Source organism: Neptunitalea chrysea, from assembly GCF_027924145.1.
Classification (GTDB): Bacteria; Bacteroidota; Bacteroidia; order Flavobacteriales; family Flavobacteriaceae; genus Neptunitalea; species Neptunitalea chrysea.
On the sequence record NZ_BRVP01000005.1, the window covers coordinates 92,402 to 111,194 of the forward strand.

The window sequence follows — 18,793 nt, forward strand, 5'->3', positions numbered from 1 at the left end:
ATAAGGTTATAAAGTTGTGTTAAAGCTTATCAACTAGGTATTGAGCTGTGTAGCTTTCCTTGCATGATAGAATTTCTTCAGGGGTACCAGCAAAGATTAAGTTACCACCTTTTTCACCTCCATCTTTCCCTAAGTCTATTATATAATCTGCACACTTAATAAGATCTATATTGTGTTCTACTACAATAATAGAATGTCCTCTATCTAATAGAGCATCAAACGATGCCAATAATTTCTTTATATCGTGAAAATGTAACCCCGTTGTAGGTTCATCAAAAATAAATAAGGTTTTTTCCTTTGAGTTTCCCTTTATAAGGAAAGATGCAAGTTTAATACGTTGCGCTTCACCACCAGAAAGGGTAGAGGATGATTGACCTAAACTTACATATCCTAAACCTACATCTTGTAGCGGACTCAGTTTATTAAAAATTTTATGCTGATTATGCTTTTTAAAGAAATCTATAGCATCATCAATAGTTAAATTAAGGATGTCATCAATGTTTTTATCTTCAAACTTAACTTCTAGTATTTCTTTTTTAAATCTTTTACCCCCACATGTTTCGCATTTCAAATGCACATCGGCCATAAATTGCATTTCAATAGTTACTTCACCTTCTCCTTTACAGGTTTCACATCTTCCACCATCTACATTAAAAGAAAAATGTTTTGGCATATAACCACGTAATTTTGCTACTTTTTGTTTAGAGAATAAATCTCTGATATCGTCGTAAGCTTTAATATAAGTAACAGGGTTAGAACGTGAAGAACGGCCAATAGGATTTTGATCTACAAATTCTATGGTTTTGATATTTGAATACTTTCCGGTGAGTTCTGTGAATTGGCCAGATTTTTCTCCGTACCCACCAAGTTCTTTTAGCATTGCGGGATATACAATTTTTTTGACCAATGTACTTTTTCCGCTACCGGAAACACCTGTAACCACCGTTAACGTATTTAAAGGAAAAGTTACATCTATGTTTTTAAGGTTATTTTCACGAGCTCCTATAACCTCAATATAGTTTTTGTAAGGTCTTCTTTTTGAAGGTACTTCAATGGCTAATCGACCACTTAAATATTTACCGGTTAACGTATTTGCCAGTAACAACTCATCATAGGTGCCAGCACTAACAACTTCTCCACCATACGTACCCGCTTCAGGACCTATATCAATAATTTCATCAGCAGCTTTCATAATATCTTCATCATGTTCTACTACTATCACTGTATTTCCTAAATCTCTAAGTGATTTTAATACCCCTATAAGTTTTTCTGTATCTTTTGGATGTAAACCAATACTAGGCTCATCTAAAATATACATAGAGCCTACTAAACTACTTCCTAACGAAGTTGCTAAATTAATGCGCTGACTTTCTCCACCAGATAGCGTGTTAGATTTTCTATTTAAAGTAAGGTACTGTAAGCCTACTTCAGATAAAAAGCTAAGACGAGAATTTATTTCTTTTAATAAACGAGAGGCTACTTTTTGGTCGAATTCAGAAAGTTCTAAATTTTTGAAAAAGATAGTTAGCTTTTCTAATGGCAACTCTACTAGTTCTGTAATAGTTTTATTTGCCACTTTTACATAATTGGCCTCTTCTCTTAACCGCTTTCCTTTACAAGCACTACATTTTGTTTTACCTCTGTAACGAGATAACATTACTCGGTTTTGAATTTTATAACTTTTTTCTTCTAACTCTTGAAAAAAGGCATTTAATCCCGTAAAATATTGGTTTCCATCCCAAACTAAACTCTTCTGATCATCTGTAAGTTCAAACCATGGTTTGTGAATAGGGAAGTTGAATTCATAGGCATTGTTAACAAGTTGATCTCTATAATAGCCCATACTTTCTCCACGCCAAGGAAAAATTGCATTGTCATAGATAGATAGTCCGGTGTTAGGAATCACTAGATCTTCATCTATACCTATGACATCTCCATAACCTTCACATTTAGGACAAGCTCCGTACGGATTGTTGAAACTAAACAAGTGAACATTAGGTTCTAGGAACGAAATTCCATCTAATTGAAACTTATTGCTAAAAATTTGGCGGTTACCTGTTTTTAGTTCTTCAACAATGCATTCACCTTTACCTTCAAAAAAAGCGGTATCTATAGCATCTGCAAGACGATTATTAAAATCTTCGTCATGTTTTACTATAATACGATCTACAACCAACTCAAAGTTATTAGAGAAGCCTTCAGGTAGTTCATCTATTCTTATCACATCATCCCCAGACTTAATTCTGGCAAACCCTTGTTGCTCAAGAATTTTTATAGTTTCATAAACAGATCTGTTCTCTGGAATTTGGATTTCAGCTAGGAGTAATAATTTTTCACGTTCTTCAAATGATGCAATGTAGTTCACTGCATCGGTAACTGTGTGCTTTTTAACCTCTTTGCCTGAGATAGGAGAGTAGGTTTTGCCTATTCTTGCATATAGTAATTTTAGATAGTCATAGATTTCCGTAGTGGTACCTACTGTAGATCTGGGGTTAGTACTATTTACTTTTTGTTCAATAGCAATTGCCGGAGCTATACCTTTAATAGCATCTACTTTAGGTTTATCTAGCCTTCCTAAGAACTGACGAGCATAAGAAGAAAGACTCTCTACATAACGTCTTTGTCCTTCTGCATATAAGGTGTCAAATGCGAGGCTCGATTTTCCTGAACCTGATAGCCCTGTTAATACAACAAGTTTGTTTCGAGGAATGGCAACCGAAATATTTTTAAGGTTGTGGAGTTTGGCTCCGAGAATTAAAATATTCTCTTTTGTATTTAGATTAGCGATATCTGTCATAATGAATGCAAAACGGCAAATTTACGAATCAATTATGAGTACTTAAAATAGAAAGAATATTCATTAAATGTTAAATTTTAAGATTTTCTTTGCTTTTTTAAATTATTAGTAGTTATATTTGGGACATAACCTCGCAAATTATTAGCCTATTGTTATAAGATTACTTTAAAAATTTAAGTTGAACCAATCTATACGAAGCAATTCGTGTACTTAAATTATTTTGGAGTAACAACATGGGAAATCTACAACAAGACTCGGAATTAGTAAAAGAATACATAAAGGGCAACGAGTATGCTCTTGAGGTATTAATTGACAGGCATAATCAACGTGTTTTTAGTTTCATCTTTTCTAAAGTAATGGATAAGGACGTTGCCGATGATATTTTTCAGGATACTTTTATCAAAGTTATTAATACACTGAAAAAAGGAAAATACAATGAAGAAGGTAAATTTTTGCCTTGGGTAATGCGAATAGCTCATAATTTGGTCATAGATCATTTTAGAAGAAATAAGCGAATGCCAAAATTTGAAGGAAGTGACGACTTTAATATTTTTTCTGTTATAGGCGATTCATCTTTAAATGTAGAAAACCAGATTATAAAAGATCAGGTAGATACAGACGTTAGAAAATTAATAGATGAGCTGCCTGATGATCAGCGAGAAGTGCTAATTATGAGGATTTATAAGAACATGAGTTTTAAAGAAATTTCTGAAACAACTGGTGTTAGTATAAATACAGCCTTAGGTAGAATGCGGTATGCTTTAATTAACCTAAGAAAATTAATTGAAAAAAATAACATTGTTTTGGTAAATTAAAACAATAAATGTGTTTTTGCTACGTTATTAAAATATAGTTAATCATACGCTTAATGATATGGCAAAAATATACTCTAAAGAAGAATCATTTCAAATGGAATGTGTGGCACCTAAAAAAGAAACAATTTCTCTTTTATTAAGCTATTCTAAAGCTTTGAGAATAGTAGAACATAAAAACATTCAGTTTAAATCTGTTTTAAACTAGAAAGAAATTAAAAAAGGCATTCAATATTTTATTGAATGCCTTTTTTAATATGATAAGCTTATAAATTTTTATTTATTCGCTTATTATATTTTTATTTTCTACACCAAGATTTTCAGCAATAAGTGCTTCTAAATCTTTACCATATTTATTTTTCTCAATAATAGCACCTTTACTGTCTAGTAAAAGAGAGGTAGGCATAAATCTAATTTTATAAGTTTTTGCAGCTTCTTCAGAACGTACTAGAGGGAAAGTTAATTGATCTACGTCAATCGCTCTTTTCCAAGCTTTTTCGTCTCTATCTGTAGAAATAGAATAAATGGTAAAACCATCTTTTTTATATGCATTATATAACTTTACTAAATTAGGATTTTCTTTTCTACATGGTTGGCACCACGAAGCCCAAAAATCAATCATAGTTACCTTTTGCTTCACATCATTAAGAGACAGTGTTTCTCCTGTAGGGGTAATTCCATTAACATTAGGAGCAATGCTACCCACACCAGTTCTCTTTATTTCGGCTATACTTTCCTGAATTTTTTTCCCTGTAGGAGTTGATTTAACTTCATCAGTTAATCCATTAAACATATCAATCATCATTTTCTGATCCTCTGAATTTCCACTTGGTCCAGGTACTAAACGTCGGTCAATTATCATTGCGCTTGCAAATGAGTTTGGATTATTTTTTATAAAGTCAATATTAAAATCATTTACATTTTTTCTAATACTTGATAATTTTTCTTGCAATTTTTGAAGCCCTAAAGTATCATGCTTTTGGTTTAGAATATTAGCAGTATTACTAAGATTTCTAATGCTATCATCGGCAGCATTAGATCTTGTGAATATTTTAAAAAAATCATCGTTGTATGGAGTTCCTCCAAATTTTGATTGATAAAGAGAGTCTTTTCTAAATTCAATTTTTAGATTACCTGATTTTTCAACAATAATTGGTAAACCGCCTTGAACGCTATCTACCAAAATAAATCCCATTTGTGGATATGTTGGGTTCATATCCATTATAAATTTGCCATTACTAACAACGGCAGTGTCTAATGTAATAATTTTATTTAATGTGTCTTTTTGTTTTAGATAAACGAATGTTCCGTCTGAAACACCTTGAGCATTAGCTTCTATATGAAAGCTTCCGTTATTATTTTTACAGGAAACCATAGTGACTAATGCAATTGAAATTACGAATAGAATTTTTCTCATTATTTAGTGAATTAAAGAACAAATGTATTAGTTAAATGGTAAAAAAATGAAAACCCTCTTTTATTTAAGAGGGTTTTAACATTTATATTCAGATTTATTTTAGAATTGATATCTAACACCTAAGGCGATATCTGGTCCAAAATTATCATTTCTCCAACTGTCAGAATCAAAGTAAAGTTCTGGTCTAAAGTCTAATGAAATTAATAATGGAATATCAAAGTTATATTCAATACCTATGTCGCCTGCTAAAAAAGCAAAGGCTCCACTATTATCTCCGTCGTACCCATCCATTTCATTATCGTATGACCATGATCCTAATCCACCCCCTGCACCTGCATACCAATTAAAGCCATCATCAATATTCCATACCCATTGGTATAGCGCTGAAACTTTAATGGCATCTACATAATTACTGTTACGCCATCCTAGATCGGCTTCCAATCTGTTAGTATTCTTTAAGGCTCTTTGGTAAGAAACTTCCCCTCCAAATCCATCATTATCTCCTAATCTTAAACCTAATGCATTTTTAGATATCTCTTGTGCTTGTCCACTTGTAATTGCTGCAACAGCAAATACTAGTAGTAAAACAATTTTTCTCATACTTTTTTTTTAGTTTTATATTATGACTACAAATTTATGTGGTCTTACTGTAATAAGACGTTAAATGAATCATAATACTACACCCAAAAAATCTCAAAATAATCCTGAACCCCTTGTTATTACTGATAATTTGTATAAGTTGATGTATGCAACAGATGCTTCAGTATATGCCGAAAATCCAGTTGGGGTTTCCTATCCTAAAGATGCAGAAGAGCTTAGAGAGGTTATAAAATATGCGTTAGACAATAAAATAGGCATTATTCCAAGGGCTGCTGGCACCTCATTAGCAGGACAGTGTGTTGGTAAGGGGATTGTAGTAGATATATCCAAAAATTTCACCAATATTTTAGCTATCGATGAAAAAGCTAAAACTGTAACTGTAGAACCTGGAGTAGTAAGAGATGAGTTAAATCATGTATTAGAGCCTTATGGTTTATTTTTTGCACCCAATACTTCTACTTCTAATAGATGTACCATTGGCGGAATGGTAGGTAATAATTCTAGCGGAACAACTTCTATTCAGTATGGAGTTACGCGCGATAAAGTTCTTGAAATGGAAATTATGTTGTATGATGGAAGTACAATGAGATGCCGTCCATTACAGGAAAGTAGGTTACAGCATAAGATGAGTTTATCTACTACCGAAGGTCAAATTTATAAAGGACTAATAGAGTTATTGAATAATCCGATGGTACAAAGAGAAATTGAAAATCAGTTTCCAAAGGCCTCTATTCATAGAAGAAATACGGGTTATGCCGTTGATGAATTAATAAAAATGAAACCAATTAATCCTTCGGGGAAGGATTTTGATATATGTAAGCTTTTATCGGGTAGTGAAGGTACATTAGGTTTTACTACTAAAATTACATTACAATTAGATGATTTACCTCCTAAGCGAAATGTTATGGTGGCAGCTCATTTTTATAGTATAGCAGACTGTTGTAATGCAGTACAAAAAGTAATGAAACACAATTTGTATACCTGCGAAATGATGGATAAGGTAATACTCGATTGTACAAAAAATAATAAACTTCAGGCTGGTAATAGATTTTTTATAGAAGAAGATCCACAGGCCATTTTAATGATAGAAATTATGGCGGGCTCTAAATTAGAGCTTAGTAAAAAGCTAAGAAGTTTGTTAGATTGTATAGAAGATGAGACAAAAGCATATGCTTCACCCTGTTTATATGGAGAAGATATAGTAAAAGCCTTTGAGCTTCGAAAGGCTGGTTTAGGGTTACTTGGTAATATGGTAGGAGATAAAAAGGCCGTTGCATGTATAGAAGATACAGCAGTTGCTATAGAAGACTTGGCAAACTATATTCAAGAGTTTAGTTTGCTTATGAAAAAGTATAATCAACAAGCTGTTTATTATGCTCATGCCGGTGCAGGAGAGCTTCATTTACGACCTATCTTGAACTTAAAGAAAGCTTCAGATGTTAAGTTGTTCAGACAAATTACTACCGATGTAGCGGCCTTAGTGAAAAAATATAACGGATCATTAAGCGGTGAGCATGGTGATGGAAGGGTACGAGCCGAATTTTTGGAGTTTATGATTGGGTCTAAAAATTATGAACTTTTAAAAGAGATTAAAAATCTATTTGATCCTCATTTACTATTTAATCCGAATAAAATTATTGAAGGAGCTCCTATGGATACGTCTTTAAGAACTCAATATGGAAAGGAAGTTTCTGAAGTAAAAACCCTTCTTGACTTTTCTGACTCATTGGGAATTTTAAGAGTGGCAGAAAAATGTAATGGGAGTGGTGATTGTAGAAAATCTGATCAATTTAATGGGGTTATGTGTCCTAGTTACCATGCTACTAAGGAAGAAAAAAATACGACAAGAGCCAGAGCTAATGTTTTAAGAGAAATTTTAATACACAATGAGAACGAAAATAAATTTGATTCACCTGAATTAAAAGAAGTTTTTGATTTATGTATTAGTTGTAAAGCCTGCGGTACCGAATGCCCAAGTAATGTTGATGCTTCGCTGATGAAAGCAGAATTTTTACATCAATATTATAAAAATCATAAAAGGCCTTTAAGAGATAAAATTTTGGCTCATAATTATGATTATAATAAAATAGCTGCTGTTTTACCGGGTATTACAAATTACTTTTTTAAGAGTAAAACTTTTTCATCGGTTATAAAAAAAATATTGGGGGTTGCACGTTACAGAAGCTTACCAAAAGTATATTCTTTTAACCTTAATAAGTTTAATGAACAGTTACAAGATACCTCAATAAGTTATAATAAAGTAGTTTTGTTTATAGATGAGTTTTCTAGATACAATGATGTACTTGTAGCTAAAGATACGTTAGAAGTATTGTATAGATTAGGGTATTATGTGGAGTTGTACTATGGTGAGAGTGGAAGAGCACATATATCTAAAGGATATTTACAGGAGGCCAAGGAATTGGCTATAAGGAATGTAAAGAGTCTTAAAAATAAAGTAACTCCTAAAATACCATTAATAGGAATAGAGCCTTCTGCAATATTAACATTTAGAGATGAATATATTAGGTTGGTAGAGTATGCTGATGATGCTAAAACATTGGCGGGTAACTGCTTTTTGATAGAGGAGTTTCTTGCTAAGGAAATCACCAATGGAACCATTAAAACAACAATGTTTACCGAAGAGAAAAAGCGTATTAAAATTCATGCTCACTGTTATCAAAAAGCATTATCCAATCAAAAAGTAACTTTTGATATGCTTAATATACCTGTTAATTATGAAGTAGCTATTTTAAATACCGGATGTTGTGGTATGGCAGGTGCTTTTGGATATGAGAAAGAACATTATGACGTTAGTATGAAGATAGGTGGACTTAAGTTGTTTCCGAAAATAAGAAAATCTGCACCGTCTTCAATTATTGTAGCAAACGGAACTAGTTGTAGACATCAAATATATGACGGAACCGGAAGAATAGCATTACATCCTATAACAGTGTTTAAAGATGCGCTTTTGTAATATTATAATTTTCCGGTAACCGTAATTGCTGCTAGTAAATCTTTGTAATTCATATCTTTAAGTTCATCGTCTGAGTAGAAGGGACTTAACTTGTCTTCAGAGTAATGGTACAATTTCCATTTTTTATTACTATACTCTAATGCGGTAAGATTTTCAATCCAGTCCCCTGAATTAAGGTATAAGCAAGTACCGTTTTTATTTACTTTTCTAACTAATTGTGGTTGATGAATATGGCCACAAATAACATATTTGTATCCATTATCTATAGCTAAATCGGCAGCCACTTTTTCAAAGTCGCCTACATATTTAACCGCTTTCTTAACACTATTTTTTATCTTTTTAGAAAGGGAGTATTTTTCTCTTCCCATTTTAACCAAACACCAGTTAATTAACTGATTAAGTAAGATAAGAAAATCATAGCCCCATCCACCTAATTTGGCTATCCATTTGGTATGTTGAATAGAGGCATCAAAAACATCCCCGTGAAAAACCCATGCTTTTTTTCCGTCTAAATCTAATACAGCTTTGTTAACAATAGAGATGTTCCCCATTTTAACATCAGTAAACTTTCTAAGCATTTCATCATGATTTCCGGTAATATAAATCACTTCGGTTCCTTTGGTTGAAAGATCTATTATCTTTTTAATAACCTGAAGATGTGATTTAGGAAAATATCTTTTTCTAAATTGCCATATATCTATAATATCACCGTTCAATATCAGCGTTTTGGCATTAATACTGCTTAAATACGATAATAATTCATTGGCCTGACAACCGAAAGTACCTAGGTGTACATCAGAAATTACGGCAATATCTACTTTACGTTTTCTCAATGGAATTTGTTTTCAACAAAATACGGGCTATAATTTAACCAGAACATTAAGCACTAATTAAGAGTAGATTAGACTTTTGTTAAATTAAGGTGAACTTATTTTGTAAAAAGGTGTTTATGTTAGGTTTTATTTAATTTAAAAAGATTAGGCAAAAAAAATCGGATTCCTTATTTTCGCTTACATTACAAATAATTAGCATGGCAGGAAATGTTTTTGGAAACCTTTTTAGGTTGTCTACGTTTGGAGAATCGCACGGAGCTGCATTAGGAGGAGTAATAGATGGATGTCCACCAAATATAGAAATTGATTTAGAAGCTGTTCAAATAGAAATGAACCGTCGTAAGCCGGGGCAATCTGCTATTGTTACACAGCGCAAGGAGCCCGATGAGGTTCGCTTTCTTTCTGGTATTTTTGAAGGTAAAACAACGGGTACACCTATCGGATTTGTTATCGAAAATACCAATCAAAAATCACATGATTATTCACACATAAAGGATGCTTACAGGCCAAGTCATGCAGACTATGTGTATGATCAGAAATATGGGGTTAGAGACTATAGAGGAGGAGGGCGTAGTTCTGCCAGAGAAACAGCTTGCAGAGTAGTAGCAGGTGCTATTGCGAAACAGGTATTGAAAGAGGTTAAAATACAAGCGTTTGTGTCTTCCGTTGGCCATATTACGATGGAAACTCCTTATCAGGAGGTAGATTTTAAATCAATTGAGGAGACGCCGGTGCGTTGTCCTGACATAGAAGTAGCTAAAAAAATGGAAAGCTACATTAAAGAAATACGCAAACAAGGAGATACTGTGGGTGGAGTAGTAACCTGTGTGATACAAAATGTACCTGTAGGATTGGGAGAACCTGTTTTTGATAGATTACATGCAGAATTAGGAAAGTCAATGCTGTCTATAAATGCGGTGAAAGGTTTTGAATATGGTAGTGGCTTTGAAGGTGCTAAAATGAGAGGTTCTGAACATAATGATATATTTAATACCGATGGAACTACCATGACTAATTTATCAGGTGGTATACAAGGAGGTATTAGCAACGGTATGGACATCTATTTTAAGGTGGCATTTAAACCCGTAGCTACCATTATGCAAACACAAGATACGATAGATAAAGATGGAAATATAGTAGAAATGCAAGGTAAAGGTCGTCATGATCCTTGTGTGGTACCACGTGCCGTGCCTATCGTGGAAGCAATGGCGGCATTGGTATTAGCCGATTACTACTTGCTTAATAAAACGTATAAATAACCAACAAATAACCAACACTAAATCAAATCATTATACATGAAGAAGCTCGCTTTACATTGGCAAATATTATTAGGAATGTTATTCGGGGTGCTTTTTGCACTTGGAATGGTTCAATTTTCCTGGGGTCCTGATTTTGTAAAAGACTGGATAAAACCATTTGGAAGTATTTTTATCAATTCCTTAAAGTTGATAGCAGTTCCTTTAATATTAGCTTCTTTAATTAAAGGAGTTTCTGATTTGAAAGATATTTCAAAGCTTTCTAAAATGGGGGGCAGAACGATTATTACCTACATAGTAACTACTGTTATTGCCGTGTCTATTGGTTTGGCTATAGTAAATGTGGTAAAACCAGGAAGAACCATTACGGAAGAGACAAGGAATGAATTGTTAGAAAATTATAAGGGAGATGCGGACAAAAAAATTGCAGATGCTGAAAAACAGAAGGAAACTGGCCCATTACAGGCATTAGAAGATTTAGTTCCGAGCAATATTTTTAAAGCTGCTACAGATAATGGTAATATGTTACAGGTTATCTTTTTTGCGATTTTCTTTGGTATAGGTTTAATTTTAATTCCGGAAGAACAGGCAAAACCTGTAAAAGCATTTTTTGACGGATTTAATGCGGTTATTCTCAAACTCATAGATGTTATAATGTTAGCGGCTCCTTATGGGGTTTTTGCGCTATTAGCTGCATTAATTGTAGAGTCACCTAGTGCAGATTTATTTGTTTCGCTATTTTATTATGCCCTTTGCGTTGTGGGGGGTCTTTCTATTATGTTGGGGATATATGCAATCATTGTTTGGATATTTACAGGTAAATCACCAGCATATTTCTTTAAAGGGATTTCACCAGCACAATTATTAGCTTTTTCTACAAGTTCTAGTGCTGCAACATTACCTGTAACGATGGAGCGTGTAGAAGAGCATTTAGGAGTAGATGAAGAGGTGACTAGTTTTGTGTTGCCAATTGGTGCTACAATTAATATGGATGGAACTAGTTTGTATCAAGCGGTTGCCGCAGTATTTATAGCTCAAGCATTTGGTATGGATTTAGATTTTACTACGCAGTTAGGTATAATTGCTACAGCTACATTAGCTTCTATAGGCTCGGCGGCTGTGCCTGGAGCAGGTATGGTAATGTTGGTAATTGTTTTAGGACAGGCAGGTATACCAGCAGCTGGTTTAGCTCTTATTTTTGCTATAGACAGACCTTTAGATATGTGTAGAACAACCGTAAATGTTACAGGGGATGCTGCAGTGTCTATGTTAGTGGCAAAATCGGTAGGTAAACTACATACACCCAAGCCTAAAGAATGGGACGATAATTATCATCAGAAATAATAAGCTGTATTTTGGGAATGAGATCTTTAATCTCTATAATCGATTATTGTGATGGTAGCAGAGAGTTATGTTAACAATGAAGTATCGCCTAATTTAGAATAAATAAAGATGGTTTTATATTAAAAAGAAACAAGAGGATGCCTTTTAGACATCCTCTTACCTTTTAATTTAAATTTATGTTACTTCCTCTTGGATGCTTAATTTGGTAGGATACATGTTTTTCTAAATGTTCACCAGCATTTATAGGAATCCTCCATTCCAGTATGCCTTTTTCTTCATCATAGGTGTCAGCATCATAATTCGATTCACTAACCTTGATTTCTTTATTTTGAGAGATAGGAATTCTATCTAAGAGTTTTACGGTAATTTTTTTATTTCCTGTGTTTTGTAAAGAAATGGTGTAGGCTCTGTCTACTATACGAGTATTACCAATAAATGGAGTCGATTTATAATTATTATCTAAGGTTCTTTTTACGGTGATAGCTGGTGCAACCCCTAAAGATACAACCATATCTTTTCTGGTTTGTAACGGATTTATAAACGTTTTACCAACATATAGTCCTGAAAAATAGACATTACATTCTCCCGGGAGTAGTTTAAGATCTTTCCAGTTTTCTAATGTAGCTGTTAAAAATACATTTTCGTTTAGTACTGGTGCTGTTACATATTCGTATGTTGCCTTTACAGACATTTGATCAATATCTACTACCGTAACATCCATTACAGACGAGATATTTTGATGTTTCTTTATTTTGTATTCTACGGATGTAATATTTTGTTTTTCAAAAACTTCTTTAGTGGTAATAACTATAACACCATTAGCTGCTTTAGATCCATATAAAGATGTAGATGTTTTGCTACTATTTTTTAACACTTGCATGGATTTTATGGAATTAGGATCAAGACTGTTAAAATAATCACTTGTTTGTGGTGTACCATCTATAATATAAACTGGAGGTTGGTTTTCATTGGTACTTACAAGTCCTCTTATTCTAATGTTGTCACTACTTCTAGGTGCTCCGTTTGTAGTAACAACATTAATACCACCAACATAACCACTTAAAGCATCGTTTACAGAAGACTTATTTTTTTTATCGATAAGTACCATATCATCTAATGTATAAATATCTGGTTGTAATGTTAGATTAATAAGTGAATTATAAACAGGTATTTTTTCAGGAATAAAACCAACGTATGAGATATTTAGATTTCTACCATTACCCACTTTAATTTTATATTTACCATTCACATCTGTAGTTGTACTATTAGATGTTTCTTCAATAGTAACTGTAGCTCCCTGAAGTGATTTTCCTTTTGAGTCGGTTACTATCCCTATGATTTCTTTTACAAAAGGATTGTACTTATAAGAAGTGTTTTTGCCACTGCTGTTTACCGAGTAATTTGTATTGTATGAGAAATTAAGATAATGAGGTGTTAGTTTGGGATTTTCAGTATTTACGGTAGGGTCTGCAGTAGAAAGGGTAACGGCTACATCATCCCAATTTTCTCCAGTATCCTGATACACATGTGCTTTGAAGAATATATCGAGATTACTATCGGTAGAGGCGGTTTTAATATCATATACAGGAAACCATCCGGCATTAGTAACATTATAGTTGATGTGTAAATCTAATTGAATGGGCTTATTGGTATTAAGAGTTACAGTAAGGACTCCTTTTTGCTCTTTGTTTTTAGAACCAAGTACGTTTAATTCATTTTGGTAGGTTTCTAACAACTCGGCAATACTATCTTTAGCTAAGGAGTGATGATATTTTTCATCTGCAATTTGATGCGTACGCTCTCTAAAATAGGTAGCAAATTGTTTTAGCTTATCTAAAGAAGCATTCTCTTCAGAAAGTACTTTTCTATTGTTTAATAGCAGTGTTTCCTCCTCATTTAGTCCTTTAACCATGTTATCAATAAGTGCAATCTCTTTTTGGTTGGCTTTCATGAACTGCTGTAGTTGCTTAGTTCTTTCAGTACCTGTTTTCGCAAAGATATATGTAGTATTAAAGTTCATGGCTGAAATAGCAGCTTTACTTAGACCACTTATCTGAATTGAGTTTTCATCAATAAAAGGAGAAAGGTTTGTGAATCTAAAGACGGTTTCTCCTGTTGGAAGATAGCATTTTGCAGTTCTTTCTATATGTGCACCCGATAGATATACGGTAGCATTGGTAATGGTAGACGGAGTTTCTTTTATGGGGTTATTAGCAAACACCCAAAAAGGAATAAAAATTAGTAATAGCTTTTTCATAATACCTTGTTTTATATGATAAAGCCAAGGTAGTGGAGGTTTGTATTTTGTAAAACCTCCATTTAGGGAAGTAGCAGTTTATGCTTGTAAAGTATACCGCTGGTTTAGGCTAAGATAATCGTATGTAAGAAGCACATGTTTAAAAGAAAAATCCGGAGCATGTATTATCATACCCCGGATCTATTTATGCAACTTAATATAGTTATTAAGATTTTAAAGAACCAACCATGTCTTCAGGTTTTACCCATTCGTCAAATTCTTCTGGGGTTACATAACCTAAATTAACAGCTTCTTCTTTTAATGTTGTTCCGTTCTTATGAGCGGTATTTGCTATTTCAGCAGCTTTGTAATAACCAATTTTAGTATTTAAAGCAGTAACTAACATTAAACTGTTACTTACTAACTCCTTAATTCTTGTGTGGTTTGGTTCAATACCAGCAGCACAGTGTTCTTCAAAGCTAACACAAGCATCACCAATTAAACGAGCAGACTGTAATACGTTAGCAGCCATAACAGGTTTAAATACGTTTAATTCATAATGTCCTTGAGTACCACCAACAGTTACAGCAACGTCGTTACCCATTACCTGAGCACAAACCATTGTCATAGCCTCACATTGTGTTGGGTTTACTTTACCTGGCATAATAGAACTACCAGGCTCGTTTGCAGGAATAATAATTTCACCAATACCACTTCTTGGTCCTGATGCCATCATACGAATATCGTTCGCTATCTTGTTTAAAGAAACCGCTAGCTGTTTTAAAGCTCCGTGAGTTTCTACTAAAGCATCGTGAGCAGCAAGTGCTTCAAACTTGTTTGCGGCAGAAGAAAAAGGAAGTCCTGTAAACTGAGCAATATATTGAGCCACACGAACAGCGTATCCTTCAGGAGTATTAATACCTGTTCCTACAGCTGTACCACCTAACGCTAACTCAGCTAAGTGTTCTAATGTGTTTCTTAGTGCTTTTAATCCGTGATCTAATTGAGATACATAACCAGAGAATTCCTGACCTAAAGTTAATGGTGTTGCATCCATAAGATGCGTTCTACCAATTTTAACTACGTCTTTAAACTCTTCAGATTTTGCTTTTAAGGTATTTCTAAGTTGTTCAACACCCGGAATTGTAGTTTCTACAATTCTTTTGTAAGCAGCAATGTGCATTCCCGTAGGGAAGGTGTCGTTAGATGATTGAGACTTGTTTGCATCATCGTTTGGTTGTAATGTTTTATCTCCTTCACCAATAACTTTACCAGCTAATTGATGTGCACGATTAGCAATAACCTCATTAACGTTCATGTTAGATTGTGTACCAGAACCGGTTTGCCAAATAACTAAAGGAAATTGATCGTCATGTTTACCCTCAAGAATTTCATCACAAACAGCGGCAATTAAATCTCTTTTTTCAACAGGTAAAACCCCAGCTTCATGATTTGTATAGGCAGCAGCTTTTTTTAAGTAAGCAAAACCTTCAATAATTTCTTTTGGCATTGAAGCAGAAGGACCAATCTTAAAGTTGTTTCTTGAGCGTTCTGTTTGGGCTCCCCATAGCTTGTCAGCAGGAACCTGAACTTCACCCATCGTGTCTTTTTCTATTCTATATTCCATAAGAATGTGTGTTGTTATTAATACAATAAATATACTAACAAATTTACGCAATATAGCCCATTTCAGACGTGTAAAAATGTAAATATTTGAATAGAAAAGTTTTTAAATAAACGTTTTAAAAACTAAGAAATAAAACTATATTTGTAATCAAATTCGAAAATTTCCGGAAATTATGTTTGAATTTCAACAGTATCTAGGCTTCTTAGCTTTTTTAACTATCCTTACAATGGGATTTTGGTTAATGATTTTCTTGCTAACCTTTGTAGTTCCTTACTGGGTTGGCGGAGGACTTATGGAGTTCCTAAAAGAAAAGAGAGATGCTAAAAGAGCTAAATTAGAAGAATAAAAAAAGAAGCCATATGGCTTCTTTTTTTTATCTATTATTTTAAGGCGTTGTCTATCCTTCATATTGCATGCCTCCGCCTTCATTATTACCTCTGTTTCCGCGTTCCTCTTTTTTCATGTTAAAACGGTAGGTAAAGTTTAAAGTTATTTGACGCTTCCTCCACTGAAATTCATTGTACGTATTTACATTGTCTGTAATAGTAGTAGCTTTTCTTATACGTGTGTTAAAAAGGTCGCTTACATTTAAAGATATCGTAGCATTTTCTTTGAATACATCTTTACTAAATGCAAGGTTGGTATGGAATTGTCCTTTATTTTCTCTCTGAGCCGATTTGTTAGGACCTCTATACATCATATTTGTTTGGAAGTCGATAGCCGCAGGTAAAGTTAATTTAGAGCTTATACGAGCAAACCAACTGAAGTTTTCAGAATCAAAATTCTGCGTAACCTCATCTCCTAAATAGTCGGTATATACAAAATCTCCTTCCTGAGTTTGTTGGAATATGTTTATATTACTTGATAATCTCCATTTTTTAAACGGATTATAGGTTGTTGTAAATTCAACTCCCCAACGGTCTTCTGTAGCTAAGTTAATGGGGTAACGTAGCATTACGGGAACCTGTGTACCTTCTACGTCTACAAATTCACCAGATTCCTGACTAACAAATTGGAATACTTGTGTGGAGTGATTGTAATAGGCAGAAGTGTTTAAGGTAAACTTATCCCATCTTTTAATAAGTCCTAAATCAAATGCATTGGTAAAAGTGGGATCTAAATCTGGATTACCCTGAAAGAAATTCGTATTACTAGATCGGGTAGGGAATGGGTTAATAAATCGTGACCATGGTCTTCTTAAACGTCTACTATAGCTAATAGTAGCTTGTGTTTTTTCTGAAAATTCATACCCTAAAAATACAGAAGGGAAAAGATTGGTATATTTTTTATTAGAAGTTTCATTAGTGTTAACTAAAGTTATATCTATGTCTGTAGATTCCATACGTAAACCACCTAATAAATTCCATTTACCTAACTTGGTTCCTAATTGAGCGTAGGCTGCGTTAATGTTTTCACGGTAATCTAAAACATTTGTGTAATCGTAATTTAATGTAAAAGTACCATCGTCTTCCATAATACCGTATTGGTAATCGGTTAGATACTTATTAAAGTTTCCTCTATATCCTGCTTCTAACTGACTTTGAAATTCTTTGCCAAATGGAAGTACATAATCTGCTTGAAGTAGACTTTTTTTCTGATTCTGATCATTTACGGTACGTTCCGTATCTTCTTGAGTACTGGTTGTTAAGTTGGTCTCATCTATGGTAGAGTCTTCTATTTCGTCACTTTCAGAGTATTGATAATCCACTGTTAGTTTATGGCCATCGGTTTTAAATCTTTTCTCATAATTAAATGAATATTGAATACTCTTTTCATCTTCACCCTCTACAGTAAATCGGTTTCTTTTGGCAACGAGGTCTCTGTTTTCATCATAGTTCAAGAAATCAATATTGGTATGATCTTCTCCATCTCCTTTAGAATATACAAATGAATTGGTAAATGAACTGGTAGAATCTATAAATACTTCAATTCCTATGTTGTTATTCCAGTTTTTACCCATACGGTCATAGTCCCTATATTCGTTCTGATAACTTTCAATAGTACCATCATCATTATAGTTTTCCTGTTCAAAAAGAGCTTCTCCTGGTCCTTTTCTATATCTATATGATGAATTGGTAAAAATATTAAAATGTTTGGTTCTGAAGTTAAGGTTAAATCCACCACCAAAATTATCCGGATTTCCTGCAAAGGCATTAACAGACCCGTTAACCCCAAGAGCTTTTCCTTGTTTTAATATAATGTTAATAATACCGGCAGTACCTTCTGCATCATATCGGGAAGAAGGGTTAGTGATAACTTCTACTTTTTCAATAGCATCTGCTGGTAGTTGTTGTAATGCAGCATTATCTAAACCTGAAAGTGCTGATGGTTTTCCATTTATAAGAATACGCACATTATCATTACCTCTTAAAGATATTCCTCCTTCAACGTCTACCGATACCGATGGTACATTATCTAGTACATCTGTAATAGCACCACCTTTTACGGTCATATCAGATCCTACGTTATAAACTTTTTTATCTAAACGTAGTTCAACAGTGGTTTTGTCTGCGGTAACTTCTACTGCATCTAACTGTGCAACATCTAAAGCTAGGGTAATAGTTCCCATATCTTTATCTGTGGTTAAGTTTTGATTGGATAGTTGATATGATTTATAGGAAATAAATTCTAATCTAATATTATAGGTTCCTGCGGGAGCTTCTACATTAAATTTTCCATTCATATCTGTAACTCCACCAGTTACATTGTTTGTTGCTACATTTTGTAAAACTAAAGTTGCATATTCCAGTGGTTCTTTAGTGTCTTTGTCTACAACAGTTCCATAGACTTTAATTGATTTGCTTTGTTGGGAGTACCCCATAAAAAAAATAAGCATGCTACAAAGGCATGTTAAAAATTTGAGTTTTTTCATAATGTGTTAATGGTTCATACAACGC

The 18,793-nt window shown here is 33.6% G+C and carries 13 protein-coding genes; 6 read left to right on the forward strand and 7 right to left on the reverse strand.

The genetic code is table 11. The features are described 5' to 3' along the window. Positions 1-19: 19 nt before the first annotated feature. Positions 20-2,797 carry an excinuclease ABC subunit UvrA gene (gene uvrA, locus NBRC110019_RS04770; protein ID WP_281752924.1) on the reverse strand — a complete coding sequence of 926 codons (2,778 nt, stop codon included), beginning with the start codon at positions 2,795-2,797 and terminating at the stop codon, positions 20-22. Between the two features lie 233 nt (positions 2,798-3,030). On the opposite strand from uvrA, the gene NBRC110019_RS04775 reads away from it, so the two are divergent. Both NBRC110019_RS04775 and NBRC110019_RS04780 read left to right on the forward strand, forming a co-directional pair. Further along, on the forward strand, positions 3,031-3,612 hold the full coding sequence (locus NBRC110019_RS04775) for an RNA polymerase sigma factor (protein ID WP_281752926.1): 582 nt from the start codon (positions 3,031-3,033) through the stop codon (positions 3,610-3,612). 58 nt (positions 3,613-3,670) lie between these two features. Then, a complete protein-coding gene (locus NBRC110019_RS04780; protein WP_281752928.1) occupies positions 3,671-3,817 on the forward strand; it encodes a hypothetical protein in 147 nt (48 codons plus the stop codon). Between the two features lie 72 nt (positions 3,818-3,889). Here the strand turns inward: NBRC110019_RS04780 and NBRC110019_RS04785 are convergent, their stop codons facing one another. After that, the gene (locus NBRC110019_RS04785; RefSeq protein WP_281752930.1) at positions 3,890-5,026 is read right to left on the reverse strand and encodes a TlpA disulfide reductase family protein; all 1,137 of its coding nucleotides are present in this window, start codon (positions 5,024-5,026) and stop codon (positions 3,890-3,892) included. A gap of 99 nt (positions 5,027-5,125) precedes the next feature. After that, positions 5,126-5,626, reverse strand: a complete 501-nt coding sequence (locus NBRC110019_RS04790; RefSeq protein WP_281752932.1) for a hypothetical protein — start codon at positions 5,624-5,626, stop codon at positions 5,126-5,128. Positions 5,627-5,690: 64 nt separating this feature from the next. Between NBRC110019_RS04790 and NBRC110019_RS04795 the strand changes: the two genes are divergently transcribed. Further along, positions 5,691-8,600, forward strand: a complete 2,910-nt coding sequence (locus tag NBRC110019_RS04795; protein ID WP_281752934.1) for an FAD-binding and (Fe-S)-binding domain-containing protein — start codon at positions 5,691-5,693, stop codon at positions 8,598-8,600. Positions 8,601-8,602: 2 nt separating this feature from the next. On the opposite strand, the gene NBRC110019_RS04800 is transcribed toward NBRC110019_RS04795, so the two are convergent. After that, complete coding sequence (locus NBRC110019_RS04800; protein ID WP_281752936.1) at positions 8,603-9,433, reverse strand: UDP-2,3-diacylglucosamine diphosphatase; 831 nt, start codon at positions 9,431-9,433, stop codon at positions 8,603-8,605. A gap of 197 nt (positions 9,434-9,630) precedes the next feature. On the opposite strand from NBRC110019_RS04800, the gene aroC reads away from it, so the two are divergent. Further along, on the forward strand, positions 9,631-10,692 hold the full coding sequence (gene aroC, locus NBRC110019_RS04805; RefSeq protein WP_281752938.1) for a chorismate synthase: 1,062 nt from the start codon (positions 9,631-9,633) through the stop codon (positions 10,690-10,692). A 36-nt stretch (positions 10,693-10,728) separates the two neighbouring features. Further along, entirely contained in the window at positions 10,729-12,033 is a 1,305-nt protein-coding gene (locus NBRC110019_RS04810) for a dicarboxylate/amino acid:cation symporter (protein ID WP_281752940.1), read from the forward strand. A gap of 163 nt (positions 12,034-12,196) precedes the next feature. Here the strand turns inward: NBRC110019_RS04810 and NBRC110019_RS04815 are convergent, their stop codons facing one another. Next, positions 12,197-14,290, reverse strand: coding sequence for a DUF4139 domain-containing protein (locus NBRC110019_RS04815; protein WP_281752942.1), 2,094 nt, complete (start codon positions 14,288-14,290; stop codon positions 12,197-12,199). A 205-nt stretch (positions 14,291-14,495) separates the two neighbouring features. Next, positions 14,496-15,896: a class II fumarate hydratase gene (gene fumC, locus NBRC110019_RS04820; protein WP_281752944.1), complete on the reverse strand. Its 1,401-nt coding sequence runs from the start codon at positions 15,894-15,896 to the stop codon at positions 14,496-14,498. Between the two features lie 172 nt (positions 15,897-16,068). Between fumC and NBRC110019_RS04825 the strand changes: the two genes are divergently transcribed. After that, the gene (locus NBRC110019_RS04825; RefSeq protein WP_281752946.1) at positions 16,069-16,242 is read left to right on the forward strand and encodes a hypothetical protein; all 174 of its coding nucleotides are present in this window, start codon (positions 16,069-16,071) and stop codon (positions 16,240-16,242) included. 51 nt (positions 16,243-16,293) lie between these two features. On the opposite strand, the gene NBRC110019_RS04830 is transcribed toward NBRC110019_RS04825, so the two are convergent. Continuing rightward, on the reverse strand, positions 16,294-18,732 hold the full coding sequence (locus NBRC110019_RS04830) for a TonB-dependent receptor (protein ID WP_281752948.1): 2,439 nt from the start codon (positions 18,730-18,732) through the stop codon (positions 16,294-16,296). Positions 18,733-18,793 lie beyond the last annotated feature (61 nt).